This window comes from Methanocella arvoryzae MRE50, assembly GCF_000063445.1.
In the GTDB taxonomy this organism is placed as follows: Archaea; Halobacteriota; Methanocellia; order Methanocellales; family Methanocellaceae; genus Methanocella_A; species Methanocella_A arvoryzae.
The window spans coordinates 1,297,534-1,323,325 of record NC_009464.1 but is presented as its reverse complement, the minus strand read 5'-3'; the positions used below and the strand labels follow the sequence as shown (position 1 = coordinate 1,323,325).

The 25,792-nt window shown below is 56.1% G+C and carries 25 protein-coding genes; 14 read left to right on the top strand and 11 right to left on the bottom strand.

Annotated elements, in window-relative coordinates; genetic code table 11:
• Positions 1-201: 201 nt before the first annotated feature.
• From hcp to RCI_RS06675, 3 genes are all read left to right on the top strand, one after another.
• Complete coding sequence (gene hcp, locus RCI_RS06680; RefSeq protein WP_012035645.1) at positions 202-1,833, top strand: hydroxylamine reductase; 1,632 nt, start codon at positions 202-204, stop codon at positions 1,831-1,833.
• Positions 1,834-1,984: 151 nt separating this feature from the next.
• Entirely contained in the window at positions 1,985-2,110 is a 126-nt protein-coding gene (locus RCI_RS17470) for a hypothetical protein (RefSeq protein WP_269446492.1), read from the top strand.
• A 4-nt stretch (positions 2,111-2,114) separates the two neighbouring features.
• Positions 2,115-2,633, top strand: coding sequence for a flavodoxin family protein (locus tag RCI_RS06675; protein ID WP_012035644.1), 519 nt, complete (start codon positions 2,115-2,117; stop codon positions 2,631-2,633).
• 160 nt (positions 2,634-2,793) lie between these two features.
• On the opposite strand, the gene RCI_RS06670 is transcribed toward RCI_RS06675, so the two are convergent.
• Positions 2,794-4,374: an alpha/beta fold hydrolase gene (locus RCI_RS06670; RefSeq protein ID WP_012035643.1), complete on the bottom strand. Its 1,581-nt coding sequence runs from the start codon at positions 4,372-4,374 to the stop codon at positions 2,794-2,796.
• 153 nt (positions 4,375-4,527) lie between these two features.
• On the opposite strand from RCI_RS06670, the gene RCI_RS06665 reads away from it, so the two are divergent.
• The 8 genes from RCI_RS06665 to RCI_RS16645 all read left to right on the top strand — a co-directional run bounded on the left by RCI_RS06665 (position 4,528) and on the right by RCI_RS16645 (position 12,213).
• The gene (locus tag RCI_RS06665; protein WP_012035642.1) at positions 4,528-5,364 is read left to right on the top strand and encodes a CPBP family intramembrane glutamic endopeptidase; all 837 of its coding nucleotides are present in this window, start codon (positions 4,528-4,530) and stop codon (positions 5,362-5,364) included.
• 140 nt (positions 5,365-5,504) lie between these two features.
• On the top strand, positions 5,505-7,181 hold the full coding sequence (locus RCI_RS06660) for a Na/Pi cotransporter family protein (protein WP_012035641.1): 1,677 nt from the start codon (positions 5,505-5,507) through the stop codon (positions 7,179-7,181).
• 33 nt (positions 7,182-7,214) lie between these two features.
• Positions 7,215-7,439, top strand: a complete 225-nt coding sequence (locus RCI_RS06655) for a heavy-metal-associated domain-containing protein (RefSeq protein ID WP_048198198.1) — start codon at positions 7,215-7,217, stop codon at positions 7,437-7,439.
• A 4-nt stretch (positions 7,440-7,443) separates the two neighbouring features.
• Positions 7,444-7,977 carry a ferredoxin domain-containing protein gene (locus RCI_RS06650; RefSeq protein WP_012035640.1) on the top strand — a complete coding sequence of 178 codons (534 nt, stop codon included), beginning with the start codon at positions 7,444-7,446 and terminating at the stop codon, positions 7,975-7,977.
• A gap of 50 nt (positions 7,978-8,027) precedes the next feature.
• Positions 8,028-8,171: a hypothetical protein gene (locus RCI_RS16945; protein ID WP_158308878.1), complete on the top strand. Its 144-nt coding sequence runs from the start codon at positions 8,028-8,030 to the stop codon at positions 8,169-8,171.
• Positions 8,172-8,255: 84 nt separating this feature from the next.
• A complete protein-coding gene (locus tag RCI_RS06645; protein ID WP_012035639.1) occupies positions 8,256-9,071 on the top strand; it encodes a rhomboid family intramembrane serine protease in 816 nt (271 codons plus the stop codon).
• A 263-nt stretch (positions 9,072-9,334) separates the two neighbouring features.
• Positions 9,335-11,491 (top strand): amylo-alpha-1,6-glucosidase, encoded by a 2,157-nt coding sequence (locus RCI_RS06640; RefSeq protein ID WP_012035638.1) that lies wholly within the window; start codon positions 9,335-9,337, stop codon positions 11,489-11,491.
• A 122-nt stretch (positions 11,492-11,613) separates the two neighbouring features.
• Positions 11,614-12,213, top strand: a complete 600-nt coding sequence (locus tag RCI_RS16645) for a hypothetical protein (RefSeq protein WP_012035637.1) — start codon at positions 11,614-11,616, stop codon at positions 12,211-12,213.
• A 417-nt stretch (positions 12,214-12,630) separates the two neighbouring features.
• Here RCI_RS16645 and RCI_RS06625 read toward each other — a convergent pair whose 3' ends face one another.
• From RCI_RS06625 to RCI_RS06610, 4 genes are all read right to left on the bottom strand, one after another.
• On the bottom strand, positions 12,631-13,017 hold the full coding sequence (locus RCI_RS06625) for an iron chaperone (RefSeq protein ID WP_012035635.1): 387 nt from the start codon (positions 13,015-13,017) through the stop codon (positions 12,631-12,633).
• 70 nt (positions 13,018-13,087) lie between these two features.
• A complete protein-coding gene (locus RCI_RS15715; RefSeq protein ID WP_012035634.1) occupies positions 13,088-15,112 on the bottom strand; it encodes a histidine kinase N-terminal 7TM domain-containing protein in 2,025 nt (674 codons plus the stop codon).
• A 383-nt stretch (positions 15,113-15,495) separates the two neighbouring features.
• Positions 15,496-15,717 carry a hypothetical protein gene (locus RCI_RS06615; protein ID WP_012035633.1) on the bottom strand — a complete coding sequence of 74 codons (222 nt, stop codon included), beginning with the start codon at positions 15,715-15,717 and terminating at the stop codon, positions 15,496-15,498.
• Positions 15,718-15,832: 115 nt separating this feature from the next.
• The gene (locus RCI_RS06610) at positions 15,833-17,173 is read right to left on the bottom strand and encodes an MgtC/SapB family protein (protein ID WP_012035632.1); all 1,341 of its coding nucleotides are present in this window, start codon (positions 17,171-17,173) and stop codon (positions 15,833-15,835) included.
• A 158-nt stretch (positions 17,174-17,331) separates the two neighbouring features.
• Between RCI_RS06610 and RCI_RS06605 the strand changes: the two genes are divergently transcribed.
• A complete protein-coding gene (locus RCI_RS06605; RefSeq protein ID WP_048198190.1) occupies positions 17,332-17,496 on the top strand; it encodes a DUF1059 domain-containing protein in 165 nt (54 codons plus the stop codon).
• 468 nt (positions 17,497-17,964) lie between these two features.
• On the opposite strand, the gene RCI_RS06600 is transcribed toward RCI_RS06605, so the two are convergent.
• The gene (locus tag RCI_RS06600) at positions 17,965-18,462 is read right to left on the bottom strand and encodes a fasciclin domain-containing protein (RefSeq protein ID WP_012035631.1); all 498 of its coding nucleotides are present in this window, start codon (positions 18,460-18,462) and stop codon (positions 17,965-17,967) included.
• Positions 18,463-18,792: 330 nt separating this feature from the next.
• Between RCI_RS06600 and RCI_RS06595 the strand changes: the two genes are divergently transcribed.
• Together RCI_RS06595 and RCI_RS17235 are read left to right on the top strand one after the other, a co-directional pair.
• Positions 18,793-19,212, top strand: a complete 420-nt coding sequence (locus RCI_RS06595; RefSeq protein ID WP_012035630.1) for a YbaN family protein — start codon at positions 18,793-18,795, stop codon at positions 19,210-19,212.
• A gap of 240 nt (positions 19,213-19,452) precedes the next feature.
• Positions 19,453-20,436, top strand: a complete 984-nt coding sequence (locus RCI_RS17235; RefSeq protein WP_048198189.1) for a hypothetical protein — start codon at positions 19,453-19,455, stop codon at positions 20,434-20,436.
• A 342-nt stretch (positions 20,437-20,778) separates the two neighbouring features.
• Here the strand turns inward: RCI_RS17235 and RCI_RS06585 are convergent, their stop codons facing one another.
• From RCI_RS06585 to RCI_RS06565, 5 genes are all read right to left on the bottom strand, one after another.
• Positions 20,779-22,233, bottom strand: a complete 1,455-nt coding sequence (locus tag RCI_RS06585; protein ID WP_012035628.1) for a COG1470 family protein — start codon at positions 22,231-22,233, stop codon at positions 20,779-20,781.
• Positions 22,230-23,456, bottom strand: coding sequence for an ABC transporter permease (locus RCI_RS06580; protein WP_012035627.1), 1,227 nt, complete (start codon positions 23,454-23,456; stop codon positions 22,230-22,232). The genes RCI_RS06585 and RCI_RS06580 overlap by 4 nt, the downstream gene beginning before the upstream one ends.
• Complete coding sequence (locus RCI_RS06575; RefSeq protein ID WP_048198187.1) at positions 23,446-24,363, bottom strand: ABC transporter ATP-binding protein; 918 nt, start codon at positions 24,361-24,363, stop codon at positions 23,446-23,448. Before RCI_RS06575 ends, RCI_RS06580 begins: the two co-directional genes overlap by 11 nt.
• A gap of 208 nt (positions 24,364-24,571) precedes the next feature.
• On the bottom strand, positions 24,572-25,222 hold the full coding sequence (locus RCI_RS06570; RefSeq protein WP_012035625.1) for a phosphoribosyltransferase: 651 nt from the start codon (positions 25,220-25,222) through the stop codon (positions 24,572-24,574).
• Positions 25,223-25,240: 18 nt separating this feature from the next.
• Entirely contained in the window at positions 25,241-25,651 is a 411-nt protein-coding gene (locus RCI_RS06565; RefSeq protein ID WP_148266550.1) for a hypothetical protein, read from the bottom strand.
• Between the last annotated feature and the right edge of the window lie 141 nt (positions 25,652-25,792).

Below are 25,792 nucleotides of genomic sequence, written 5' to 3'. Positions count from 1 at the left end.
TAGATACTCAATGCTTCCTGATATAAATAGGTTCGCTCATATCGAACTGTTCGTCGAAAACGAACCGGTATTGTCTGACTATCACTGGCACACCAGTAGGTATTTATATTTGGTACGTATACATACGAACTAATAAGTGTATTCGTATCATTACGAACTCAAATGGTAAATGGAGGAACTGAAAGAATGGCGGCAACTAACATGTTTTGCTATCAGTGCGAACAGACGGCAAAGGGCGAAGGCTGTACCATCTCCGGCGTGTGCGGTAAGAAGCCGGAAACTGCGGCACTTCAGGACCTGCTGGTCTACTCTCTTATCGGGCTGTCCGAAGTAGCGGTCGAAGCCCGATTGTATGGTGTAGTGGGCCACGAGTACGACGAGTTCACCGTGAAGGCGCTCTTCACCACGCTGACCAACGTCAACTTCGACGACGCGAGCCTGGCAGAGTACATCAACCGGGCAGTAGTGCTCCGGGAACAGCTGAAGTACCGGCTCAAGGCAGCGGGCGGCAGGGCGGAGTTTACCGACGCACCGGCGACCTTCAAGCCGGCAGCAGACCTGAACGGCATGATCGAGCAGGGCAGGAATGTCGGGCTGAAGTCTGACGTATTCGCCGCAGACGAGAACATCCGGTCACTGCAGCACATCACCCTGTTCGGCATCAAGGGTGTCGCAGCCTACGCAGACCACGCAATGATCCTGGGCCAGGAAGACAAGAAGGTCTTCGAGTTCATCTACGACGGCCTCGCTGCCATGCGGAACAGCAAGCTCGGCCTCAACGACTGGGTGGGCCTCGCGCTGAAGTGCGGCGAGATCAACATCCGGGCGATGGAGCTGCTGGACGCCGGCAACACCGGCACCTACGGCCACCCGACCATCACCAGGGTCCCGCTCGGCGCAAAGAAGGGCAAGGCAATCCTCATCTCCGGCCACGACTTAAAGGATTTAGAGATGCTCCTGAAGCAGACCGAAGGCAAGGGCATCAACATCTACACGCACGGCGAGATGTTGCCGGCCCACGCTTACCCTGAGCTGAAGAAGTACCCGCACTTCTACGGCCACTACGGTACGGCCTGGCAGAACCAGATCAACGAGTTCGCCGCCTTCCCCGGCCCGATCGTCATGACCACGAACTGCATCCAGAAGCCGAGAGACTCCTACCTTGGCAGCATCTACACGATGGGCTCGGTATCCTGGCCCGGAGCCGTTCACATCAAGAACGACAACTACGACCAGGTCATCAAGAAGGCGCTGGAGATGCCAGGCTTCACCGAGGATAAGCCCGGCAAGGAAATCCTCGTAGGCTTCGGCAGAAACACGGTGCTCAGCGTGGCCCCGGCGGTCATCGACGCCGTTAAGAACAAACAGCTCAGGCACTTCTTCCTGGTGGCAGGCTGCGACGGTGCCAAGCCCGGCAGGAGCTACTACACCGAGTTCGTGGAGAAGGTCCCCCAGGACTGCGTCGTCCTGACGCTGGCCTGCGGCAAGTTCAGGTTCTTCGACAAGGACATGGGCGCGATCGGCGGCATCCCGAGGCTGCTCGACGTAGGCCAGTGCAACGACGCCTACTCCGCAGTCAAGATCGCCATGGCGCTCGCCGACGCTTTCAAGGTCGGAGTCAACGACCTGCCGCTGTCCATGATCCTGTCGTGGTACGAGCAGAAGGCTGCAGCCATCCTGCTCTCGCTGCTGTACCTGGGCATAAAGGACATCCGGCTGGGACCGAGTTTGCCGGCGTTCATCACCCCGGCGGTGCTCGATGTTTTAGTGAAGAACTTCAACATCATGCCGATCACCACGCCGGAACAGGACCTCAAGGCGATCCTGGGCTAAAAATTATAACGCCGGGATCCCCGCCATCAGGAGGGCCCCTACCTCCCGGCTCTTTTTTTCTCAAAACTTTTATAGCCATTGGCCACCATCTGCTGGCCAGGCGATTTTTATAGCCCCCGACTGTTTGTGTAACAACTTATATCCTAGCAATGTGTATCTATCAATCATCGGTACGCTGTACTCCCGCCGGTACGTCGAAAGAGGGCACAAGAAGGGGAATGTTGTCGTCTCCGTCTGGCACGATGATACGTGGAGCGGCCCATCAGATGGCATGTGATAGAATGAAGCAGACAGGAAACAATCTCCAGGAACACGCACCGGTAAAAACTCTGCTGGTCGTATACTCGTACCACCACATGAACACCGCGAAAGTCGCCACCGTATTAGCCAGAGTGCTCGACGCGCAGGTAAAAATGCCCGGGCAGACGGACCCGGGAGAGCTCGCGAACTATGACTTCATCGGCTTCGGCTCGGGAATAGACAGCGGGAGGCACTACTCGGAACTGCTCGACTTCGCTGATAAGCTGTCACCGGTCGCCGGCAAGAAGGCTTTCATCTTTTCCACGAGCGCCATCATGGGCGCAGACAAGGTGTCCAAAGACCACGCGGCGCTCAGGGAAAAATTGCAGGCGAAGGGATACGTGATCGTCGACGAGTTTGCCTGCAAAGGATTCAACACGAACAGCTTCCTCAAGTACATAGGGGGTATGAACCGGGGGCGGCCCAACGCGGAAGACCTCAGGCGGGCGGAAGAGTTCGCCCTGAACCTGAGGCAGAAAGCGGGACTAACCGGCAGATGACGGTCGCCGACTGGCGTTATCCCCTCTACCCGCCCGGCGTCCCTCCTCAGGGCGATCTCCTGCTGATGGGGGTACATTATGCTGTACCCGCCCATCAGGCCCCTGACAGTGTTCACTTGGTCGACCTGGAAGAAGTCATTCAGTCCTGCCCCCTCACAGTTTATTTTTTAGTGTAGGTGGCCGGGACGATCGACTCTCTCATGATCCGGGAGAGATTGTACTCCTCCTCGAACGCAACCGAGTGGCCGGCGTTCTCGAACGTGATCATTTCCTTGTGCGGCGCTTCCAGCATGTTGTACCACTCTGTCGCGAGGTTTCTGCGAGAGGTGAGCTCATGCCCGGCGTCCAGGATGTATACGGGCACGTCCAGTTTAGTAGTGTCCTGCCGGTAGTCGATCTCCTGGAGCTGCGGGTACATGATGGAGAATACGTCGAACAGCCCTCTCACCACGTTCACCCTCTCCACGAAGCTGTATTCGCTGGCAAAGACCCCGTAGGGCCCGATATTAGCTCCCTGGCCTTTCTGCATGTACTCTGCAGGGGGCGTGTACGGCCCGGCGAGCGCGTCGTAGTAGCTCATGACGGTCATATACCCGAAGATGTCCTGGTAAGGTGGCTGGCCGTAGGCACGCATGGTGGCGCCGAGCTGCTCGTTGCCTGTCCTGTTTGCGTAGTCCTGCATATCCTGCCACAGGCGGCGGTCTGTTTCTTTCGGACTGACCATCTGGCCGCTGCCGATGTACGCGTAGTACAGGTCAGGCCGCTGCTTGACTGCCTGCACGCCCAGGAGAGAACCGTACGACTCGCCCATCAGGTATATCCTGTCTTCGCCGAACCGCTCCCGCAGGTAGTTGGTCAGCTCGATGGTATCGGAGACGGACTGGTTGAAGGTAAACTCAGACACAGGGTCGAGCGCAGAGTAGGATTTGCCGTTCCCCCGCTGGTCCCAGGACACGACTACGAAGTCTTTTTCCAGGTCCGTATAGAGCACTCTGCAAAAGGCCATGTCGCTCTGGCCGGGGCCGCCGCTGAGGTACAGGAGCACCGGGTTGTCGACGCTATGCCCGCGGATCAGGATCGCCTGGTCGTCGCCGTTGATCTTGACCGTCTGTAGCTCGGCGATGCTGCCGGGCAGGGGCTTCCCGTCCGCTCCGAGAATCGGCGGGGTGCCCGGGGGAAGGACAACCAGGACTGCAAGCCCGATGAGCACGAGGGTTACGATCACTGTCGGTGTCCACCGGGCAATCGTCTTAAGCTTGCTTTCCGCAGGGGTGGAACGGCCGGACAGGCGTCTGGCAAACCAGGCTCCGAGGCTGGCACCGAGGACCATCGGCAGCAAAACCATCAGGGCGTAGAAGCCCCTGCCGAAGATGAGCGCGAGGATACCGTACATATTGTCCAGCCTGATCGCATCTACTGTGACGCCCGGGACGCCGAGCCACGTGATCTCCATCGTGATCATGTGCGCGACCGGCGCCAGGAGCATCGCCCACCTCGACCGTGTCGCAATGCCGGCGATCAGGCCGGCGGCCAGGCCGCCGGACATGCCGAGCAGGGCCAGAGTCGCAGTCGTCGGCCCCCGGGGCATAATCAGGGCGACGAGTGCGCCGAATACAATCGCCGTACCTATTGCGATCGCCCAGCCTATCCGGTTGTCCCGCCAGATTGCTTCGAGGAAAGGGGGCAGTTTACCAGTATGAGAAGTATCGATAGTTGTTTTATCACTTTTTCTTTTTGTCATGCGCAATTCTCCTCTTGCTTAATATTATAAGGTACATATGATGTTTACGTACGCATTTACCCATTGGGGATACTGCCAGGCACGGCAAGGGGCCTGAGCTCCGGGAAACCAAAGATGTTTATACCCTGAGCTATATCAGGAAGCTGATTAAACATGTCAGCTGAAAAATCCAGGGTTAGGCCATTCTCGTTGTGGATCTACCTCGTTATCGTGTTCGCCCTCTCCTGGCCTGTACAGATCGCCTTTGTCGTCTGGGGCCAGACTGAGCTTTTGAGCTACTCTTTAAGTTCCCTGGCCATGATAATGGTGACAGTAGGTACCTACATCGCAGGCCGGTACGTTTTCCGGGACACCTTCGCGGATGCCGGGTGGAGCCTCGGCAAGCCGGTGCACTACGTCCTCGTCATCGGCCTCGGCGTCCTGCTGTGGGTGGTTCCTACGCTGGCCGGGCTGCTCCTCGGGTCCTACAGCTGGCCTGCAGGCCTGCTAATGTCCCAGGTAGTCCTCGTCTTCCTGATCAAGTTTATCGGCGTACTCATCCCCGCCTTCGGCGAGGAGTTCGGGTGGCGAGGCTACCTGCTGCCCAGGCTGGCGCAGATTCACTCTCCCCGGAAAGCCCTGCTGATTCAGTCCGTGATCTGGTGGGCCTGGCACCTTCCGGCTGTCGTGGGAATCGGCTTCACGGTGGCCGGAACTGGCGAGGGAATCACCGCGGGCGTGATCGTAACCGTTCTCGCTGTAGTGCTCATCACCATCGTCCCGAGCGTCATGCACGCGGTCATTTTCTCCTACGTGTGGGCTAAGAGCAAAAGTCTGGGCGTCGCGACCGTCTACCACGCGATATATGATTCGCTGAGGGAATCGATGGAGCGCACTACCGGGTTTGCGCCCATCACCGACCTGTGGACTAACGTGATCATAACCGCCATCGGCCTGTTCCTCCTGCTGAAGGCAGACTGGAAGACGCTGTTGCCCGGGAAGAGCGGATAATGGTCGCATCTTCGTACGGCCTGCCGGGGAATGTCCTGCGGGGCATTCGGCAGCCCGGCATTATCCCCCCGTCCTTATCCACAAAGTTTTAAACAGTTGTCACTATACCCCATGAGATTGTAGGCAGGTTGGTAGGTTGAATGGGCTATCTTGAGCTGTTCGCAATCATCCCCGGACTGATATTGTTTCTGTACGGGATCGAGCACTTCAGCGGGGAAATCTTAAAGGTAGCGGGGGAAAGGTTCCGTTCGCTGCTGGGTAAGCTGACGAGCACCCCGCTGCGAGGGGCCTTGCTGGGTGCCGGAGTGACTGCGATCGTGCAGTCCAGCACGGCGACCACTGTGATAGTCATAGGCCTGGTCAACGCGGGCACCATCTCCTTCGAGCAGAGCCTCGGAGTCATCATAGGGGCTAACGTCGGCGCCACCATCACGGCTCAGCTGGTAGCCTTCAAGCTCACGGTGTTCGCGCCGGTGTTCATCCTCATCGGCTTTTTGCTGAGCATCGCGGGCAGAAACTACAAGTTTCTCGGCAGGCCGATCTTTTACTTCGGGCTGGTCTTCTACAGCCTGACGCTGATCTCCTCTGCGGTCGAGCCTCTGAAATCCGATCCGGGCCTCCTGGCGCTCCTATCGAGCTTTAATGACCCGGTGATCGCGCTTGCCGCCGGCATCCTCTTCACCGTGCTGCTGCAGTCTAGCTCGGTGACCATCGGCCTGGCTGTGATCCTGGCTGGCAGCGGGCTGATCAGCCTCGATCAGGCGATACCTCTGATGCTTGGTGCCAACATCGGCACGACCGCCACAGGTCTCATAGTATCCTACGGCATGAGCCTCCACTCAAAAAGGGCCGCAGTAGCGCATCTTCTTTGCAGCCTTCTGGGCGTGGCCATTTTCATCCCGTTCCTGGGGCAGTTTACCGCTCTGGTTTTGGCTACTTCGGGAGACGCGGGCATGCAGGTGGCGAACGCCCACCTGATCTTCAACGTCATCCGCGCCGCCATTTTCCTCGCGGCCATCCGTCCGTTCAAGGCGCTCGTCGAGTGGCTGGTCCCCGGGAATGAACCCGAGATCCTGTTCAGGACCGAGCACCTTCCTGACCGGGTCCCGGATGATACCGTGGAGGCGTTCGACCTGATTGTCAAAGAACTGAAACACTCGACAGACCTTATCATCACCCTGTTCGACGAGTCCATGCGCACTCTGGAGACGCCGAAATCGGGCGATATCCAGAAGATCGAGAAGCTGGAGAGCCTCAGCGACTACCTCGACGAGCGCATCGAGCGGGCTATCCTCGAGATATCCCAGAGAGACATGGGAGCAAAAGAGGCCGGACAGACCGTGCTCCTCGTCAGGATTTCCAGCGCTATCGAGAACCTGGGCGACGCCGGAGAAGACGTGGGCTCTCTGGCAAAGAGCATTGACGAAAAAGGGCTGACACTGTCCCCCGAATCCCGGGAGGAGCTGATGACGGTATACCGGACGCTGAGAGCTAACCTGGAGATCATCAGGGACTCGCTGCCAGCGATCACTCCCGCCGCCGCAGAACAGATGAAACAAAACGATGCAGCCATGCGGGAGCAGATCAACGCCAGCTATCGTAAGCATATGCACCGGCTGTACACCCAGAAAGCCTACGCAGGCACCATGATCGTGGAGGTGCTCTCCGTCCTGGAGGCGTCCAACCTGAGGGCACGGGAGATCCGAAAGCTGATCGAGGCAAACGGCACCCGGCTCAACTCTGCCGGCAATGGCAATATCCTGCCTGCTACAGCGGTCATTATGCCAGAAAGGGTTAACCGTCAGCAGGACAATTAATTACTATCGTGTTCATAGTGTTCCGGTGATAACATGGCAGACAAGAAAGTCACTTTGCAGATCGATGGCATGCATTGCGGCCACTGCGCCGCGGCCGTCACGGACAGCCTGAAGAAAGTGAAGGGCGTGAAGGATGCAGAGACTGTCTACACGACTGGCAAGTCCAGAGTCCTGATAGACCCTGAAATGGCGAAAGTGGACGATCTGGTTAAGGCAGTCGAGGATGCTGGATATACTGTAAAGAGCGTCAAAGAGTGATCGCATGATAACTAAGGGTGAGGAGATGGAGCAGAGGGGAGTCGAGCAGGTCGCCGCTCTCATGTGTACCGCTGCGAGGACAGCCCCTAAAGGCAGGGGGATCGACAACCTGACCACACTGGTGGTCACGGGCAGCGATCTCCAGAAACTGTCCGCGGAGATGCGCAGGATAAGCGAGGAGTGCGAAGCGCCGTTCTTCGCCCGGGACGCGGCCAACGTAGATGCCTCCCGCGCAGTCGTGCTGCTCGGCCAGAGGCTGGCGCCGTTCAACCTGCCGGCCTGCGGGTACTGCGGCTTTAAGGACTGCAAGGAAGCCGTGGCGGCTAATGCAGCCTGCGCCATCAGCGCCGGCGACCTCGGCATCGCCTCCCTCTCGGCAGCAGCAGTGGCCGCCCGGCATCACGTTGACAACCGGATCATGTTCACCGTCGGCAGGGCCGCCCTGAACCTGGGCCTGTTCGGCGACGACAGGATCACCATGGCCTACGGTATTCCGCTGAGCGTGTCGGGTAAGAGCCCGTACTTCGACCGGAAGTAGCTGTGATTTTAAGGGGCGCGCTTTTCCCGCCGTCCTCCTTACACTCTTTTATGGAAAAAGAGGAGAAACATATACCGGAAGGCATCGAGCCGAAGCACCGCGAGCTGAAGGAGAAGAAGGAGTCCCGGGTGGGCGAGCATTCCACGCCCGAGGGCATGGGCGAACCTGGGGGAGAAGGCGGGCCTGCAGGGTGAGACGACAGGGCATCGCTGCCGAAATACACTGTTGTATGGCCAATCTTTTTATACGTTTACCCGAATTAATTTGTAGGAACTGGCATGGCTGACAACACGTGCGATTTTTGCGGGAAGCATGAGATGTTACCCTTTTCATGCAAGTACTGCGGAGGGATTTTTTGCGCCAGCCACCGCCTGCCGGAGTATCACAACTGTCCCGGGCTTCAGGCGATGAAGGCAAACCGCTGGGTGCCGCCTGCGCAGCCCCATCAACAGCGCCGGGGCACGGTCCAGCCCAAAAAACGGAAGTCCCGCCTGCCGAAGATCCGGCTCCCAGCGCAGGGCTACTATGCATACATCCTGATCGGGCTCACCGTGCTTGTGTACATCCTCCAGAAGCTCCTTCCGGTCTCTTTCACGTACAACTACCTCGCGTTCAGCCTGAGCTCGCTCTTCTACGCGCCATGGACGATCGTTACTCAGGTATTCGCCCACGACTGGTTTTCCTTATTCCACATATTCTTCAACATGCTGGCCCTGTTCTTCTTCGGGCCGCTTCTGGAGCGGCAGATCGGCAGCGGCAGGTTCCTGGGACTCTACCTGGGCACCGGCATCCTGGCCGGACTGGCACAGGTGCTCATCTTCCCGGGGGCCCCGGTCTTAGGAGCCAGCGGCGCTATCATGGGCATCATGGGTACTTTAGTCGTCCTGATGCCCAACCTGAGGATATGGCTCTTCTTCATTCCGATGAAGCTGATCTACGCAGTGATCCTCTTCGCCCTCTACGACCTGATCCTGCTACCCAGCGGGGACATGATCGCCCACGGCGCTCACCTGGTCGGACTACTCGCCGGCGTCATCTTCGGCCTCATGCTGAAGAAGCGCAAGGGGACAGTGCAGACGTTCTGGCATGTTTAGGGCTGTAGGAGCGGGCGGAGTGCAGAGGCCGTCAGCGTTCCCAGGACGCATAAGCTGCTCTTCCGGCGGAATCCTTCAAGCATCTTTTTAAAAGTGCGTCCAGATAACTGATCAGGTATCATTATAGCTGAACGCTTACCCGTGCCGGACATCGAAGGCCATCAGATACCCAGCCCTCTGGAGATCCGGGGTTATCCGGCAGAGGCCGGGATACCAGAGAAGATGAAGTACGGGTCGTAGCATGCGGGCAGGAGGGGTTTGAGGTGTCGAACGTCAGCCAGGTCCACAGGTCGCATACTCAGGCGAGGGATATTTTAGGCGCGCTGGTCATCCGGGAGAAGAACCTTACCCTTGTCACGAAGCACAACGGCGACATCCCCCAGGAGGAGAACTACGGCTACGGCCTGTACTTCAACGACTGCCGGTTTTTGAGCACTTACATGCTGCTGATCAACGGCCAGACGCCGACCGAGATCCTGTCCAGCGACGAGAAGGGGTACGCCTCGGTTACCATGCTTACCAATCCCGCCATCACCGACTGCAACGGCAAGCATGTAGAGAAAAACACGATCAGCCTCCGCAGGGACCGGTTTATCGCGGATGCGATCCATGAGTCGCTCACGATGGCCAGCTACAACGACTTTCCCGTGGACGTCGAGATACGCATGATCTTCGACTCGGACTTCGACGACATGTTCACGGTCCGGGGCATCACCAAAGCCACCGAAGGCGCACTGAAGCCCCCTTCATTCGAGGATGGAGTACTTTCGCTGACTTACGTCGGGCTGGACGGGCACACCCGGGTCACCCGGGTCTCGCCGGACCCGAAACCAGACTATACCGAGGGGGGCACATGCGTCTTCAACGTCCGTCTCCAGCCGGACAGCAGGGCTGTGATTCGCCTGACGATCAGTGTAGAAGACATCCTGCCGGGAGCCATGCCGGCTACTGTATCTCCCCCCGTCGATAAGCTCCTGAAAGGGATCAAAGCCTCTTACGTAGAGACCATGGAATGCTGCAGCAACGTCCAGACAAGCAACCACATTTTCAACAAAGTATTCCTGCGGTCTCTTTCCGATCTGCGCATGCTTTACATGATCCGGGACGACCACGTCTACTATTCCGCAGGCGTTCCATGGTACGACGCCCTGTTCGGCAGGGACTCGGTGATCTCCTCCATGCAGGTAATACCCTATAATCCGGGAGTGTCGAGGAGCACATTGCAGCTGCTTGCCAGCATGCAAGGTACCGAGTACTGCGACTGGCGGGACGAGCAGCCGGGCAAAATCCTGCACGAGCTCCGGGTAGGAGAGAAGGCTAACACCGGGGAGATCCCTCAGACACCCTACTACGGCAGCGTGGACTCCACGCCTCTGTTCCTCATCCTGCTCTCGGAGTACGTCGACTGGACCGGCGACATGGCGCTGTTTCACGAGCTCGGCAGTAACGTAGACCAGGCGCTGGCCTGGATGGACAGCCACACGAAAAACGACCCGGACGGCTTTCTGAGGTACTCGACGCGCTCCGAGTTCGGCCTGTACAACCACGGTTGGAAGGACTCGAACGACAGCATCAGCCACTCCGACGGCAGTCTGGCACAGCACCCCATCGCCCTCGCCGAAGTGCAGGGCTACGTGTACACGGCAAAACGCCGCATCGCAAAGCTGTTCGATCGGCTGGGCAGGCACGACGAAGCGAAGCGGCTCCAGAAAGAGGCGGCCAACCTGCTCTGGAAGTTCAACGACAAATTCTGGATGCAGGAAAAGCAGTACTACGCCCAGGCGCTCGACGCCATGGGCCAGTGCGACGTCATCTCATCGAATCCAGCACAGGCGCTGTGGACCGAGATCATAGACCGCCGCCGGGCCGACTGTGTAGTAAAGAGGCTGTTCGAGCCCGACATGTACACCGGCTGGGGAATACGGACGCTGTCCTCGGAAGAGAAAAGGTACAATCCCCTCGGGTACCACAACGGCACCATCTGGCCCCACGATAACTCCCTCATCGCCATGGGCCTCGGCCTGTACGACAAGAAAGACGAGCTCGTCGAGCTGTTCACCAGCATGTACGAAGCCGCCGGTTTCTACACGAGCTATCGGCTGCCCGAATTATTCGGCGGCTACCACCGGGAAGAATCAGATATCCCGATCAAGTATCCGGTCGCCTGCAGCCCCCAGGCCTGGTCCTCCGGGGCGATACCCTACATGCTCACTGCAGCGCTGGGCTTCATCCCCGACGCCCTGAACCAGAAGCTCAAACTCGTCAGGCCGAGGCTGCCAAAGTGGCTGGAATCGGTGAGGATCAACAGCCTCCACGTTGGCAACGCCGCCTGCAAGCTGGAGTTTCGGAGGGTGGGGGAGAGCACCCTTGTCAACGTGATGGAGAAGCGCGGTGAACTAGAGGTAGAGGTAGTCTATTAACCAGTATCCTGGATCAGCGTGACACAACGATCGCCTTTTATACGATGGAGGAGTATCCACAATAATTAATTCAGGTCACAGGACCTGGGTGATGTATCTTCGATCTCATCTGTGGTAGGGCTATGAAAATGATGGTGAAATCTTTACCTGTACTATTATTACTCGTGATACCCGTGTTAGCCAGCGGGTGTATCACGCCGTGCGCGTGGAGCCCCGTCAACCCGACGGCAACACCTTCCCCGGCCGTAACTCCCACTCCCTGGCCATCAGTCACTCCTGCTCCGACAGTTACCCCCTCTCCGATCGTGACGACGACTCCCTCCCCGGCGCCGAGCGTGACGCCCAAGCCCAACGACGACCCGTACGCGAGGCCGGGATGGCCGACTTATGGTGTGAGCCGGATCCTGGATTTGTCGTCTCACGCACCTACTCCGACTCCTGTGACTACTGGCTCGATCTTCGGCAGATTTATCGTCGAACCTTCGCCGATTGACCCCACCTATTTCAGGATCAGCGCGACGGTAGATCACGTCAATTACTATACCTCTCCCGTAAGCGACAGCGGCACTTACTCGCTGACCGGCCTGAGCTTTGGGACTTATGAGATCGGCTACGAGTACACGGATTACGGGCCGGGAACCTATACTGTTGTCGGGGATGTGACCATTAATGCGGCCCACCCGAACGTGGAGTTTAACATTAATTTATCGTACTACCCGTGAGGCCGGGTGAGGTGGTGGTCACACCCACTCCGGCTCCGACTCCGGTGACTCCGACTCCTGTGTGTAGTGGCAGGATTTTTAGCCATCTCTCTCAGGCGATCTATTATTAAAAGTTGGCCCTGTGTGAGTCGAAAATACCGCCAGGCACGCCAAGGGGCCAAGCTCGCCAAGCTACATATAGATGATCGGTGCGATTCCGATCTAAAAAGTCCTTGGCGTGCTTGGCTTCTTGGCGTGCTTGGCGGCCCTGCAACCCCTGTCGAAATAACAGCATTTTCGCGTGGCGGCCAGAACGTCTATCGATTCTATTATCATCTACGTTAAGATCTGTGACAGTTTGGCATTTAACATATATCGCGGTAGCAGTGATAATATTAACAATTCAATCATGACAACTGCAGGGATCAGATGTCCGGGCTATTTCTTTCTTGATTTATCCTTCGCTTTCTTGATATTCTCAGCCACTCTGAACTTAACGATCCTGGTTATCAGCTCATAAGGCAGCGGCTTATCGATGGGGAGCTGTATAGCCCCTTTTGAGGTTTTATAATCTGCCAGTTCCTCTTTGAACGCTTCGATTCCGCTGGGGGCGGGATAAAAGCCTATGTGCTTTTTGAAGGCTGCGAAGTGGACGAGGTTTCCATGTAGTGAGAAGGTAGGCATCCGGTAGCTGATCTTTTCTTCTGCGGCCGGAGCTGCCTCTTTGATGACTTTTCTCAGGGTTTTCAATTTTTCCTGGACTGCAGGGGGAAATTGTGCAATATATTCATCGATCGAGTTGTATGTGTCATTATTTCCTTCCATGATCTCACCACGTCATATTGATTGCTATGACTCATCCCTTTGATAATTCGTCAATTCTACCATATTTACATTAATGATTTATCGTAATTTTAAACTCCGTCCGCTCACCCTTCCCAATCTCCAGCTCTCCGTCAATCTGCTGCGTCAGCATCTCGACCAACTGCAGCCCCAGCGTCCCGGTCTTCCCGATCTCGAGCCCTTCGGGAAGCCCCACCCCGTTATCGCTGATAGTAAGCATGATCTTTCCCCCATCTCTCCGCAACTCCACCCATATCTCGCCTTCTCTGGCCTCCGGGAACGCGTACTTATAGGCGTTAGACACCAGCTCAGTTACAATAATTCCTATGGGGACGGCTCTATCAATATCTACGTTGATTGTCTCGATGTCCGTCCGCAGCGTTACCCGTCCTGATGCCTGATTGTACGAGCGGGATATGTTGTTGATCAGGCTGTTCAGGTACTCGGCGATATCGATATTCGACAGGTCCCTGGACTTGTATAACTGCTCGTGAACCAGCGCCATGGACTTTATTCTGTTCTGGCTGTCCCTGATCATCCCGGTATATTTCGGATCGTCCATGCCTGTCGACTGTAAATTCAGCAGGCTCGTAATGATCTGGAGGTTGTTCTTGACCCGGTGGTGGACTTCTTTGAGCAGCGCTTCTTTCTCCTTTAAGGATATTTTCAGCTGCTCGTCAGCGTACTTACGGTCCGTGATGTCGGTGAGCATGGCCAGCGTGGCCATGAACTCGCCCTTCTCGTCGTAGAGCGGCGAAGCCGAGGCGATGACCCATACGGAGTTTCCGTCTTTGCAGTTTAGCCTGTAGTCGTACTGCTCGGTTATGCCCAGCCTTTTTAAGGCAAGATTTTTGCGGAGGGCCTCGTGGTACTCGCTGCCGATGAAGTCGTAGGCTGATCGGCCGCAGGCTTCTTCGGGGGTAAAGCCTGTCAGGTCGGACGCTTTTTTGTTGATGAAGGCTACCCTGTCCTCTTTGTCGAGGATGCAGATGCCTTCGCTGGCTGTCTCCACCATCGTCTTATACCTGGCCTCGCTCAGGCGGAGGGCTTCCTGGGCCTGCTTCTGCTCGGTGACGTCCCGCAGGACGATCAGCGTGCCGATAGTCCGGTCTTTTTTATCCTGCAGGCCGGAGACGCTTGCCTCGATCCACTTCGGCCCTATGGTGACCTCAAACGAACGCCTTCCGGAATACGTGATGTGCCGGGCTAGGTGGGGCCATACTGCCACCGCCTTCTCTACCTTGTGTCCGATAGCCGTGTCTGTGATTCCCAGCATTTGCCTGGCAGCGCTGTTAACTTTTACGATTTCCTCCTGCAGGTTGAGGACCAGTATTCCGTCGGCCATGTTCTCGACCAGCTTTTCTGTGGCCACGGGCATCAGCTCGAAAATGTGGTACCTGTAGATACCCCATGAAACTGCCAGGCCTATAATAGCGAAGGCGAAAGGAGTTATGTCGGTTCCTCTCAGTGCGGACTGGCCGAACTCAGAGACGATGCTAGACAACGCTATGAAAACTGATCCTGTCAGGACTGTCACCGTCAGGTATCTGTTATCCTTGCTGCCACCTATGGCTTTCCTGATCAGCAGTGCGAGACCCGGAACTACTACTGCGATGGAATAAAGGAGGATGGCCCAGAAGGCGATGCCTTTGTTGTAGATCAGTATATATCCTGTTTCGGTGTTTACCTGTACTATGCTCGACCATATCAGCCCGTGGTAGTCGTTGGTAAAGACGAGGGCGACGAGGGTCGCCGGCAGTGTCCAGAGCAGGGTGTTCAGTTTCCAGCTAATCCTGCGGCCCGGATTTGAGTAGTCGAGGATGAAGAGTAGCCATAGCGGGAGTATCGCCATGGCGCCCACATAAGTCAGCCTGGCGAACATGATCTCGGTGCTTACGTCTGCCGCGGCGTATTCGAGGGCGCCAGCGAAGGCCCATTCCGCCGAGGCGGCCATGAGGAGCGCGAAGTATGTGCCGCCAGGCACCGATCGCCGCTTCCAGACGTAGAGGGCGACGAGGCTCATTAAGGCCGCAGTCGCGAACAGCGTGATCGAATAGAAAGACAGTTCCAGGATCAAGGAGTGTCCTCCAGCCCGCAGATGGCGACCTGCCGGCGCGCGTTCGATGGTAAAGCCTGTGGTCCTGGCATAATGTCTTCACTTTCCGGGGCTCGCAGATTTTCATCGACACACGTCTGGAATACCAGATTGAAGCCGATGGCATCTTAATACCATTTTTTCAGGGCTGATGCACCGGTTCAAGGGGAGCATGTGGCGATTTAACGTCTATCATCTACGCTTTGAGGCCAAAAGGGTTTAAACTTTTTTATTTCAATAGTCTAACTACTTCTGTGGTAGTAACAGTGATCTATGCAGAGTAACCAGTCTTTTCGTGCTACCCCATGCCAGCTATGGAACCGGTGAACACCGCCGGCTACAGAAAGCATGGCATCGGGGGCTGTTTATGCCCCCGGCGTCGTAGCGTTAGTCTGCTCTGCCGTCGGAGCGGGAGTAACCGTCGCCGTCAGGTTCGATGCAGCCGTCGAATTGTTTACCGCCGCAGATTCGTTCTCCGGCGTCTCTGTCGGCACGCCCTGCATTCCCTGTATATATGACAGTCCTACAAGCACTATGACGACTATCGTGATGCACCCTAAAATCAGATATCTTGTATTATTGTCCATATATTCCCATCCGTGTTTCTCGCTCGATCACATTGCCGGCTATATGTTATAAATCAATCGGGGCGAGGGGCTGCCGTCAGCAGCATTATAGCTGAATGATACCTTTCAGTTTAGTTCAGCTAAGCATGAGCACGGCGATGATGCCGCCTGAGATTACCATGGCGAGCGCCATAAAGATCGTGTACTCCCCGTACTTTTTCGTCCCGAAGTAGTACGCGTAGACTATCCTGATGCCAAGATTCACGAACACCGAGATCAGGATCGCCACGACTGCCACTATCGGCCCGATCGTGCCGTTCGCGGCAAGCTGGGAGGCCGAGATGGTCACCGCGTCCACGTTGGCCAGGCCGGCGAACAGCGATGTAATGTACAGGCCGTAGGTGCCGAAGTAGTTCGCCGCGAACTTGGAGACGAACAGGATGATGGTAATCAGCGCGCCGAAGGTCAGCGCGGGCTTGATGCTGAACGGGCTGCCGAGCTTCAGGGTCTGGCCCTGGTGGGATATGCGGTTGCTCTGCAGGTAGAAGTAGGATGCCACGAGCAGGCCCACAACTACCATGACTCCGAATGGTATGTAAATGTAGTACAGCAGGCTCGGGAAGAAGACCAGGACGATGAAGGCCACCCTGATCAGCATGACCGTGTTCGCGAGCGTCGCTGCCACCATCGCGTCGTTTTCCAGGCCCTGGATCTGCCTGGTATTAGCGCCCATGCTCGTGGTTACCGCGGTGCTGGACGCCATGCCGCCGACGATGCCTGTCAGCGCCAGCCCCGCGGTGGTGCCGAACCACTTGACCAGGAAGTAGCCGACGTAGCTGATGCCGGAGATGAAGACCACGATAAGCCAGATCTGGCTCGGATTGATAATGTCGGGCAGGCCATACTGTGGCAGCCCGAAAGACTGGTTGGGCAGGATCGGCAGGATCACGACTGCTATCAAGGCGAACAGCAGCGAGTCGTAAAACTCTTCCTTAGGTATCTTATGGGTGAACTCGTGCAGCTGCTGCTTGAAAGCCAGCAGGATGGCTACTATGACGACCAGGATGATGGCAGCCTGGGGGTTGAAGAAGGACACGCCGCCCAGGAGGAAGGTCACTATCACGCTCAGCTCTGTAGTGAAGCCAAGGTGCGGATGCATTCCGGTCGACCGGAAGTATGCTATGCCCAGGAGCGCCATGATCGCGAGCAGCACGACGCCGAAGATAAAGTACCCGTTCTGGGTAAAGGCCAGCGGGCTCCCCCCGGCTGACCCGATGCTGTTCGACGCGAGGTAAGCCGACAGGCCGCCGGCAAAGCCTGCCAGCCCGAAGGTCCGCAGGCCGGCAAATTTCACACTGGTCAGCTTCTCCTGGGCGATCTCCCTCTCAAAGCCCACGATCAGGCCGATCGCCAGCGAGATCAGCAGTTTCCACAGGGGATCGAGAGCCGGCGAGAGGTAAGGTGTGAAATCGACCATCTGTACTCTTTTTGCATATGCTGAAATAAATAAGTTCTTCTAATATGCTGTGATAGTGGCGTCATGGACTGGTATTTTCCCTGTCAGGCCGAAATAATCGCGTAACCCGGCGAATAATTTTATTTCCGGCCGTGCTGAGATTCTACCGGTGTATTTTGATGACGATGGAATTTAGCTGTAAAGCCGCAGGTTCAGAATGTCCTTTCGAGGTCAAGGATGAGAACACGGACGAGCTGGTCAATATAGTCCAGCAGCACGCCCGCGACATGCACAATGAACAGATCTCTCGGGAGGAGATCCTCCGGCTGGCCAAAAAGTCATAGCCGGGCTATCCGGTCACTTTTTTACAGTCGTAGCGGCCAAGGGGCAACCTGGGGCTGCTATCTCTATTCTCCTTTAAACGTTGTCGAACGCTGCGCTGTGCTAATCCTCACAGATGCCACAGATTCTGACCGATTCCACAGATTTCTCTGCTGAATCCACAGATTACTACACGATATCACAGAAGGAATACGCTAATACTATTCGAACATCGATAGCAATCATAAGAGCAGTCGATCAGAATATTTTTGTATTTATCTGTGGAATCGAGCGTCATCTGTGCAATCGGTCGTAATCTGTGGATTCTGTTTCAATCCGTGAAATCTGTGTGGTTTTGCACAGCGCAGCGTTCGTCTTGCTGTCTCACACACCAAAGCAACCAGGTAAGGCATATCGTGATATGCCTGACGGTATCCTATGCTTTGTGAAGGCTATAATAAAAATAAGGAATGAATTTTCGTTGTCTATGTTTAAGACGGGATCAGCACGTTGTCGATGACGTGGATGACGTTGTTGCCCGCCGGGGTGTCTTCCCTCGTCAGGAAAGCGTCTCCGACTTTTACGGAGCCCTGTCTCGGGACGACCTGAATGGTCCTGCCGTCGATAGTAGTTATCTGCTTACTGTCCAGCAGCTGGTTTGCGGTGTACCTGCCGGGGATGACGTGGTTCCTCATGACTGCCTGCAGTCTCGGTGTATCGTTCGACAGCGCGCTCAGTGTGCCGGGAGGCATCTTGTTGAAGGCATCGTCAGACGGGGCGAGAATGGTGTAAGGCCCGCCTGTATTCAGGGCGTCGCCCAGCCCGGCCTGGTTTGCGAGGGAAGTGAAGGTATTCAGGTTGCCCATCGCTCCGGTCGTCTGCAGGACGTCGCCGGCCCCCGGGGCAGGCGTCGCTGTCTGTGCGATGACGGCAGGCGCTGCACTCAGCAGTAAGGCTGCCAGTATAACTGAAGCTAAAATCTTTCTCACTCGATCAACTCCTGTATGTTTCGATCGGTGACACAGATTTTATAGCTGACAGCCAGCATTGCCGGAAATGAGCGGAGAGGTTCGAATCTTCCGCGTCGCTTCCGGCGCCAGCAGATCGGCGTTCTGCACTCAGATCTTCTGGCGAGGTGGCAGTGTCTGCCGGGGGTCTGCTGCCGTTCCCCGGTACCTCTGTCAAAGCAGCCGCTATGGCCGTGGCCATCGCATTTTTCCCGGCTGCAGTGCAGGCAAATGTTATGGTTGCTCTGGATTTATGAGGGAGATCGTTCAATATAGTATGGGCTTCAGTTTCGAAGCAGGCGGGGTTATACTATGCATACGACTGAACAATCTGGCATGCATCGGGGACTCCGATCGCATTTTCTGGTCCGGTGGCTGTTAATTCTGGCGGGCACCATATCGGTCGCCCTCGGTGTCGTGGGTATCTTTGTCCCGGTGCTGCCGACTACGCCGTTCCTGCTCCTGGCAGCGGCGTGTTATGCGGGAAGCTCTCCGGCGCTGCACCGGTGGCTGCTGACCAACCGGTGGTTCGGCAGCTACATCCGGAATTACCGGGAAGGCCGGGGCCTGCCTGTTAATGTGAAGGTCGTGTCTGTGCTTTCTCTGTGGCTGACTATTGGCTACTCTGCCATCTTCGTCGTCCCTGTGCTGATCGGAAAGGTAGCGCTGCTGGCAATCGGGGCCGCGGTAACTGCGCATATCCTGACCAGGCCTACCTACCGGCCGGAGTGATCTCGCCCGTGGACGACAGGTATCTGACCGGTGTCTTAAGTCTGCAACCGTCTCCATCTTACATCGTTTTCGGATTGTGGTATTCTATGGCGCTCCGATCAAGCGGCTGCGTATTTCTATAGTATGGGTAATATTCACAGTACCCTTGCTGTCATTATTTTTTATGATGCCGGAGAACTCACGCTCATATTTTCGCGAACCTATTTCCCAGATTTTCCCGAATCTGCTCCCGGGGATAACATGCAGATAAAGGCCAAAACTTTGAAAATATTGATGACAGTCGGCGCCCTGCTGGTGCTATTCACCGCACTGATGCCTGGCGCACTGTCTGATGGTGGCTATGGTAAAGACGATGACTCCTGCAAAGACAGCTATTGCAAAAAGGAGTCGTTCAAAGGCCATCATCACATTAAGAGCATAGACATGGTGAAAACAGTGACCAGCGTGAGGGACAATACAGTCTTCTTCCAGGTGCCCAGCGTTGCGATCACTACTAAGGATGGCAAAGTCTCCACGGTGACCTTCCCGACCCCGCTGACCGGCGCCTTTAACCTGAGGGGAGGCATGGGCTTCATTTCTGCGGGCGGCGCTAAGTCCGCGGATGTCGCCATCAGGCCTCTGGATACCGCCACTCTCAACATCAGCGGCACGTCCATGGTGATGACGATGAAGGACATCAGGGTGCTCATGCATGACAAGGAGAAGGACAAGTTCATGTTCGAGTACAATAAGGTGGCTGTACTGTTGCCTGATGGCACGGAGAAGGTCTACTGTCTCGACAGGCCCGTTCAGGTGGCGTACTCCAAAGAGCGGAAACTGGTCATGATCGACGCGTACCCGGCATACGGTGATATCCTCGCTTATGCCTTCACAAACATGGGCAAGTTCCCGGATGATCAGCCGCCGCTCAACATCAAGGACATGCGGGCTGCCGAGAGCACCGGCAGAGTCCAGTCGATCGGTACTGCGCCCATCCTGAGGCCGGCAGCGACTGCAGTGCCCACTGCATCGCCAACGACAACGCCGACCCCGACACCGGAGCCGACTGAGATGCCGACTCCGACTCCGGTCCCGACAGAAATTCCGACCGCCACACCGATCGTGACGCCAGAACCGACCGAGATGCCGACTCCGACGCCGGAGCCGACTGAAGTGCCAATCGTGACTCCGACTGAGATCCCGACTCCGGTTCCGACGCCCGTTACCGAGTTCTTTCAGCGGTGAATGCGGAGGTGATCCGGGCAGGTTTATCATCCCTGCCCTTGACTTTTTTTAGAGAGCCTCCTCAACTAATATTCGAAAGCTCGTGAATGCGCATGTCCCGGGCAACTATAGCGTCCCAGGCGAGCATCGAGACGATGGCCAGGGTCCCTGACTATCCATTATGCGGCTGGTCGAAGAATGCCATGTTTTATCCTCATACGGATAATTATATAATTATTTATCCTTAGGCGGTTATAGTTACCGCTTTACGTCTGCATTTTTGGCGTGCGTGTGTATCTGTAAAGAAAAAAGTAGAGTGCGAGAGAGCCTTTAGCTAAAGGCTCTCTTCGCGCTTTTTCGATTTTACCGGCGGCCGTATTTTCTGTACACTATGAACAGGCCTGCCACTACCAGCACTATGATGGCTCCTCCGATGTACGGGATGTAGGAGTCGACCGTGATGGTGATGCGGTAGTCCTTCTCTTTGCTGGCCTGATCGCTCTTCGCCTTGATGGTGATATCGTAGTCGCTGGCTACGATGTTGCCCGGCGGGGTCACCTTCACCCGGAAGGTCTGGGTCTGGCCTGCTTTGATGCTGTTGGTGCTGTTGGGGGTCACCTGTACCAGCCAGCCTTCGGGTGCCGTGGTTTCCAGGCCGACGTTAGTCAGCGCTGCCCCGTTGCCGGTGTTGGTGACGTACACGTCGATGTTGAACGACTCGCCCGGCTTGGCCGAGTACGCCAGCTTCGAGCTGGTCATGCTCATGTCGACGCTGCTCTTCAGCCGCAGGTTCAGGTCTTTGGCGATGACCTGGCCGTCCGGCGTGGTCACAGCAGCCGTAAAGTTGTACTCACCTGCCTGGACGCTGTTCGGGGGGACGATCTCCAGTACCAGGGTCTTCTCTCCGCCAGCAGGGATGACCGTCTCCGCCATCTCTTCGATGCTTACGGTGCTCTCCTTGTACCGGTAGTACCAGTTCTCCGGCAGGCCAGTCACTGCCAGCTTATAGATGTTCTCCTTTGGCTGCAGGTTCTTGATCCATATGTCGTAGTAGATCTTGTCGCCTATGGAGGCTATCTTCGATGTTACTTTGGTGCTGACCTCTGCCGACTGGTTAATGCTGGTGATCTGGACGTACAGGTCGATGTTCTTGTCGTCCACCGTGGCGGTTATCTTTTTCTCGCCCACGCCTGTTGCAGCATTAGTCATGACTTCAAGGTTCACCGTCGTGGACTGCATCTTCGGCACGAACACCTTATAGATGCCGTTACTGCCGGAGGTGAACCTGAGGTCCCATCCTGTGCCACTGGTGGCGGAGAGGGTATACGTCTTGTCCTCATTGTTGTTGTTCTGGATAGTTATGGGGAAGACGACCTTGTCGCCTGCAAGAGCCGTCTGGCCGGGGATATTGCAGGTCAGGCTCGTGCCGGTTGAAGAGCCGGAGCTGCTACCGTCCGATGTCGGCCAGGTGATGTGGACCTGCGCTATGCCTGTATTAGGATCTATGTCTATGAAATAAATCTCGAGTTTGCCAAAGTAATATATCCTGTCCCGTGTACCGTCAGAACTTACCGTATAGTTCTCAAGCTGAGGATGTTGGGCGGACTTTATGGTGACCTTGGCGGTATTTGAACCATTCACCGGATTGTACCAGACGAAACAGTTATTGAATACTCTGGGCTGATCTTGTGTTGTCTGAGTCAAGGTCCCGGTGTACTCATTGGCCGCTGCCATTGCTACTGGTACCATAATGGGCTGGAGCAGGCTAATGGCCAGCACCATCATCACTGCTCCCGATAATATTCTGCCAGCCTTCATCTCACATCCACCCTCAGGAACTTAACGTAAGCGACTGCGAACGCGATCAGTGTTTCAATGAGCAGCACCAGTATGTTTACCCATACTGAGGCGATCGATTCCCACAGGGTGACCTGGTGGGGGTAGTATGGCTTGACCATCAGGGCCGACCTGTAGATCATGTAGCCCTGGTTGAAGATCGCCGGGGCGATGTGGTTCTGGAAGTTGGACATCGGTGAGATGGCGTCTATAGCCTGCATGATCATGCTCTGGCGCTCGTAGTATTGCTGCCATTCCTTGTAGTATTCATCATATTCATCATTTGGCAATGGCGCTGGCAGTATACTTACGTCCCCTCTATCTATCGTGACGTCGGGATCGCTGCTGCTGATCTCGGCAGTGCTGGCCGCAACCTTCGTGTCGGCCTCAATCGCTATTGGTTCTGCGTACAAGATCGGCCCGCCGGGGTATTCGGGCGGGGGGCCGAGGATAAGCTGGGTGATGTTATACGAGAACATCGAGAGCACGACCATGAAGATGACCAGGCCGAGGACGTACATGACTGACATGGATGAGCTTTTTGCCAGCGTGGAGGTCATCATGGCAAGCGCGAAGAAGACCAGGCAGTACAGCAGTGCCATCACGAAGTACACGGCGATGGCCATCAGGTCGTTCATCTGGGGGATTACGCCGTAGATCAGCATGATCGCCATGGTGATGAGGAACGTGGCGCCGAGCACGATGCCCAGCACTCCGAAGGCGCCGAGGGTCTTGCCGTTGATGATCGAATCCCTGTAGACGGGGTGGGACAGCAGCGACTTGAGCGAGCCCTCCTCTTTCTCCCGGCTGATGAGGTCGAAGCCCATGGATACCGCCAGCACCATCCCGATGAGGGCGAAGTACTGGTTCAGGTTCTGGAAGACGAACAGCACCGATGGCATCGGCGGATTCGTAAACTGTTCCAGCTGGTACTTCAGGCTATCTATCTCCTCCTGGGGGGCGCCTCTGCTCTCGGCTTCAGCGATCATTTTCTGGTACATGGCCACCTGTTCCTGGTACCATGGCTGCTGAGGGTTTTCCGCTGCGGACTTCTTGTACTGGTCGAGCATCTTCTGGTAGTCGCCCATGCCGTTGACCATCGAGTAGATGCAGACCAGCATCAGGACAGCGAAGATCAGGATGAATCTCTTGCTGGTCAGGTGGTCGCGGAACTCTTTGGCGGCCACAATTAGTTCAGACCTCATGTTTTTCACCTCTGTAAATAGTGTTCAGGAACACCTCTTCGAGGGTCTGCTCTTCGAGGCGCAGTTCCCTGATGCGGATGCCGCTGGTGTAGAGCTGCTCCGAGATGTCGTCCCGGATGTCTTCTGTGGCGGTGATGATTGCGCTGCCGTCGACGTAGTCGGCGCTGACGATCCGGGAATCGCTGAGCTTCGGCATCGTGCCGATCACCTTGATCTTGATGGTGACATGCTCGTCCTTCCTCATCATTCTCCTGACCTCGTCAGGCGTGCCCTGGGCCACGATCCTGCCTTTCGAGATGATGCCGATGGTATTGCAGACCTGCTGCACCTCGTTGAGGACGTGGGAGGAGAAGAAGACTGTCCGGCCTTCTGCGGCCATCTCCTTGATGATGTTGCGGAACTGGATCACGCCTTCGGGGTCAAGCCCGTTGGTCGGCTCGTCGAGGAACACATATTTAGGGTCGTTCAGCAGGGCCTGGGCCAGTCCCAGCCGCTGCTTCATGCCTCTCGAGTAGCCCCCTACGGGCTTTTCAACCTTATCCAGGCCTACCCGCCGGAGCAATTCAGTAATCCGGGCATCTGAAGCCGTATCCGTCATCCCGTAAAATCGTGAAAAGTATTTCAGATTCTGCCTGGCCGACAGGTTGGCGTAGAAGCCCACTCCGTCCGGCAGGTATCCTGTGATCCGCTTTGCTTCCAGCGGCTTGCGCGTGACATCTATGTCATCTATCCAGCATTTTCCCCCGCTTGGCTCGATAAGGCCGACCATCATTCCGATCGTCGTCGTTTTCCCGGCGCCGTTGGGTCCCAAGAACCCAAAGACCTCACCGCCGCCAACCGAGAGGCTCACTGAGTCTACGGCTTTTACTCCATCGTAGACTTTTGTCAGGCTCTCTGTTTTTATCATAACGGTCATTTAACCATATAACCGTGAAATATAAAAGCATTATTAAAACTACGGATTGTGCCGTAGTCATATACTAGAGTATTGTAAGTGGTCTGGTACCAGGATAAAGGGCTCGCGGCTTACCTGAACTATTGAGTGCGATGGTAATCTATCCTCTATGAGATAAAATATTAAAAAATAGTCCTGCGCAGGCTAAATTTCTACGTTCTCATTTCACCAGATCGCTGCTGTTTGCCAGCAGCAGGTATTCCTTCACCTGCTCGTCGCTCAGGGTCTCGAACTCCTGGTAGTACTCTCCCACTGCTTCGAAGTCCTCGGGCGCCTGGACGTATACCAGCGGGGCTACATACTTGAGCTCTTCCACCAGCTCCGCGGGCATCACCGGGGTCGCGATCACCACCTCTTCCGGGCCCTGATCTCTGACTGCTTCCACTGCGGCGATCATAGTTGCCCCGGTGACGATGCCGTCGTCCACGATGAAGACTGTCCGCCCGTACAGCTTGGGAAAGTTGCCGAGGCCGACGCGCAGGTCATCCAGCGTCGCCTTCATCTCAGAGATGATGCGCCTCGCTTCTCCGCCGATGTACTCCCGGGATATCTGCCACCTGTCGACCATGGCCTGATCGAGCATGACTGCGCCGTTCCACGTGACCGCCCCTATGGCAAAATCCGGGTTGAACGGGGCGCCGATCTTCTTGCTCATGACCAGGTCCAGCGGCGCCCTGAAATCCCGGGCGATCTCGAAGCCCACTGGAACGCCTCCCCTCGGTATGGCGAGCACGATCACGTCTTTGCCCCGAAAGGCTTTCAGCTCTTTTGACAGTATCTTGCCAGCTTCCGCCCGATTTCTGAACTTCATAGTTTCACATCACACACGCTATGCTGTAACTTCGCTTGTCCTGGTTTCCGCTTTCACTCCTTTCAGCAGCTCTGACAGCGTTATGGTCGTAATATACTTATGCAGCTGCAGAAAGCCCCCTATGGAGTCAAAGGCCTTTACCTTACCCTGAATAGACTTCTGGGTTCCCGGGTCAGGCACGACGAAGACGAGGTGGTCGCAGTCGGTCCACAGAGCACTCATTGCTCCTGCCCCGATAACCTCAGGCGGGACATCTCCGCTGGACGTGATTAGCCTGAAGGCAATCTTGAGCTCAGGCAGGTTCGGGTGATCCTGCTTCGACCATACCTGGTCCAGGTTGCCCGCTCCGAGATTTACGTTATGCTCTATCTTGTACCCTAGCTGGCTGCCTACCGTATCGCACGCTGCGTTCATGCTTTGCTCATCCATGATTGCTGATACCCCCTGATTTCTATCCCTGGCCCATATATGCCGGCAACGCGATGCAGCCGGCCACTTCGGATGTATATGCGACATAAAGATGTTCGGATGTGTCGAAAAAGAGCTTATCACCACATAGAGCGAAAACGG

Bases quoted from the DNA above. Each gene is read 5' to 3' on its own strand.
- hcp (WP_012035645.1), top strand. From the start codon at position 202: ATGTTTTGCTATCAGTGCGAACAGACGGCAAAGGGCGAAGGCTGTACC.
- RCI_RS06675 (WP_012035644.1), top strand. From the start codon at position 2,115: ATGAAGCAGACAGGAAACAATCTCCAGGAACACGCACCGGTAAAAACT.
- RCI_RS06670 (WP_012035643.1), bottom strand. From the start codon at position 4,374: ATGACAAAAAGAAAAAGTGATAAAACAACTATCGATACTTCTCATACT.
- RCI_RS06665 (WP_012035642.1), top strand. From the start codon at position 4,528: ATGTCAGCTGAAAAATCCAGGGTTAGGCCATTCTCGTTGTGGATCTAC.
- RCI_RS06660 (WP_012035641.1), top strand. From the start codon at position 5,505: ATGGGCTATCTTGAGCTGTTCGCAATCATCCCCGGACTGATATTGTTT.
- RCI_RS06655 (WP_048198198.1), top strand. From the start codon at position 7,215: ATGGCAGACAAGAAAGTCACTTTGCAGATCGATGGCATGCATTGCGGC.
- RCI_RS06650 (WP_012035640.1), top strand. From the start codon at position 7,444: ATGATAACTAAGGGTGAGGAGATGGAGCAGAGGGGAGTCGAGCAGGTC.
- RCI_RS16945 (WP_158308878.1), top strand. From the start codon at position 8,028: ATGGAAAAAGAGGAGAAACATATACCGGAAGGCATCGAGCCGAAGCAC.
- RCI_RS06645 (WP_012035639.1), top strand. From the start codon at position 8,256: ATGGCTGACAACACGTGCGATTTTTGCGGGAAGCATGAGATGTTACCC.
- RCI_RS16645 (WP_012035637.1), top strand. From the start codon at position 11,614: ATGAAAATGATGGTGAAATCTTTACCTGTACTATTATTACTCGTGATA.
- RCI_RS06625 (WP_012035635.1), bottom strand. From the start codon at position 13,017: ATGGAAGGAAATAATGACACATACAACTCGATCGATGAATATATTGCA.
- RCI_RS06615 (WP_012035633.1), bottom strand. From the start codon at position 15,717: ATGGACAATAATACAAGATATCTGATTTTAGGGTGCATCACGATAGTC.
- RCI_RS06610 (WP_012035632.1), bottom strand. From the start codon at position 17,173: ATGGTCGATTTCACACCTTACCTCTCGCCGGCTCTCGATCCCCTGTGG.
- RCI_RS06605 (WP_048198190.1), top strand. From the start codon at position 17,332: ATGACGATGGAATTTAGCTGTAAAGCCGCAGGTTCAGAATGTCCTTTC.
- RCI_RS06595 (WP_012035630.1), top strand. From the start codon at position 18,793: ATGCATACGACTGAACAATCTGGCATGCATCGGGGACTCCGATCGCAT.
- RCI_RS17235 (WP_048198189.1), top strand. From the start codon at position 19,453: ATGCAGATAAAGGCCAAAACTTTGAAAATATTGATGACAGTCGGCGCC.
- RCI_RS06585 (WP_012035628.1), bottom strand. From the start codon at position 22,233: ATGAAGGCTGGCAGAATATTATCGGGAGCAGTGATGATGGTGCTGGCC.
- RCI_RS06580 (WP_012035627.1), bottom strand. From the start codon at position 23,456: ATGAGGTCTGAACTAATTGTGGCCGCCAAAGAGTTCCGCGACCACCTG.
- RCI_RS06575 (WP_048198187.1), bottom strand. From the start codon at position 24,363: ATGATAAAAACAGAGAGCCTGACAAAAGTCTACGATGGAGTAAAAGCC.
- RCI_RS06570 (WP_012035625.1), bottom strand. From the start codon at position 25,222: ATGAAGTTCAGAAATCGGGCGGAAGCTGGCAAGATACTGTCAAAAGAG.
- RCI_RS06565 (WP_148266550.1), bottom strand. From the start codon at position 25,651: ATGGATGAGCAAAGCATGAACGCAGCGTGCGATACGGTAGGCAGCCAG.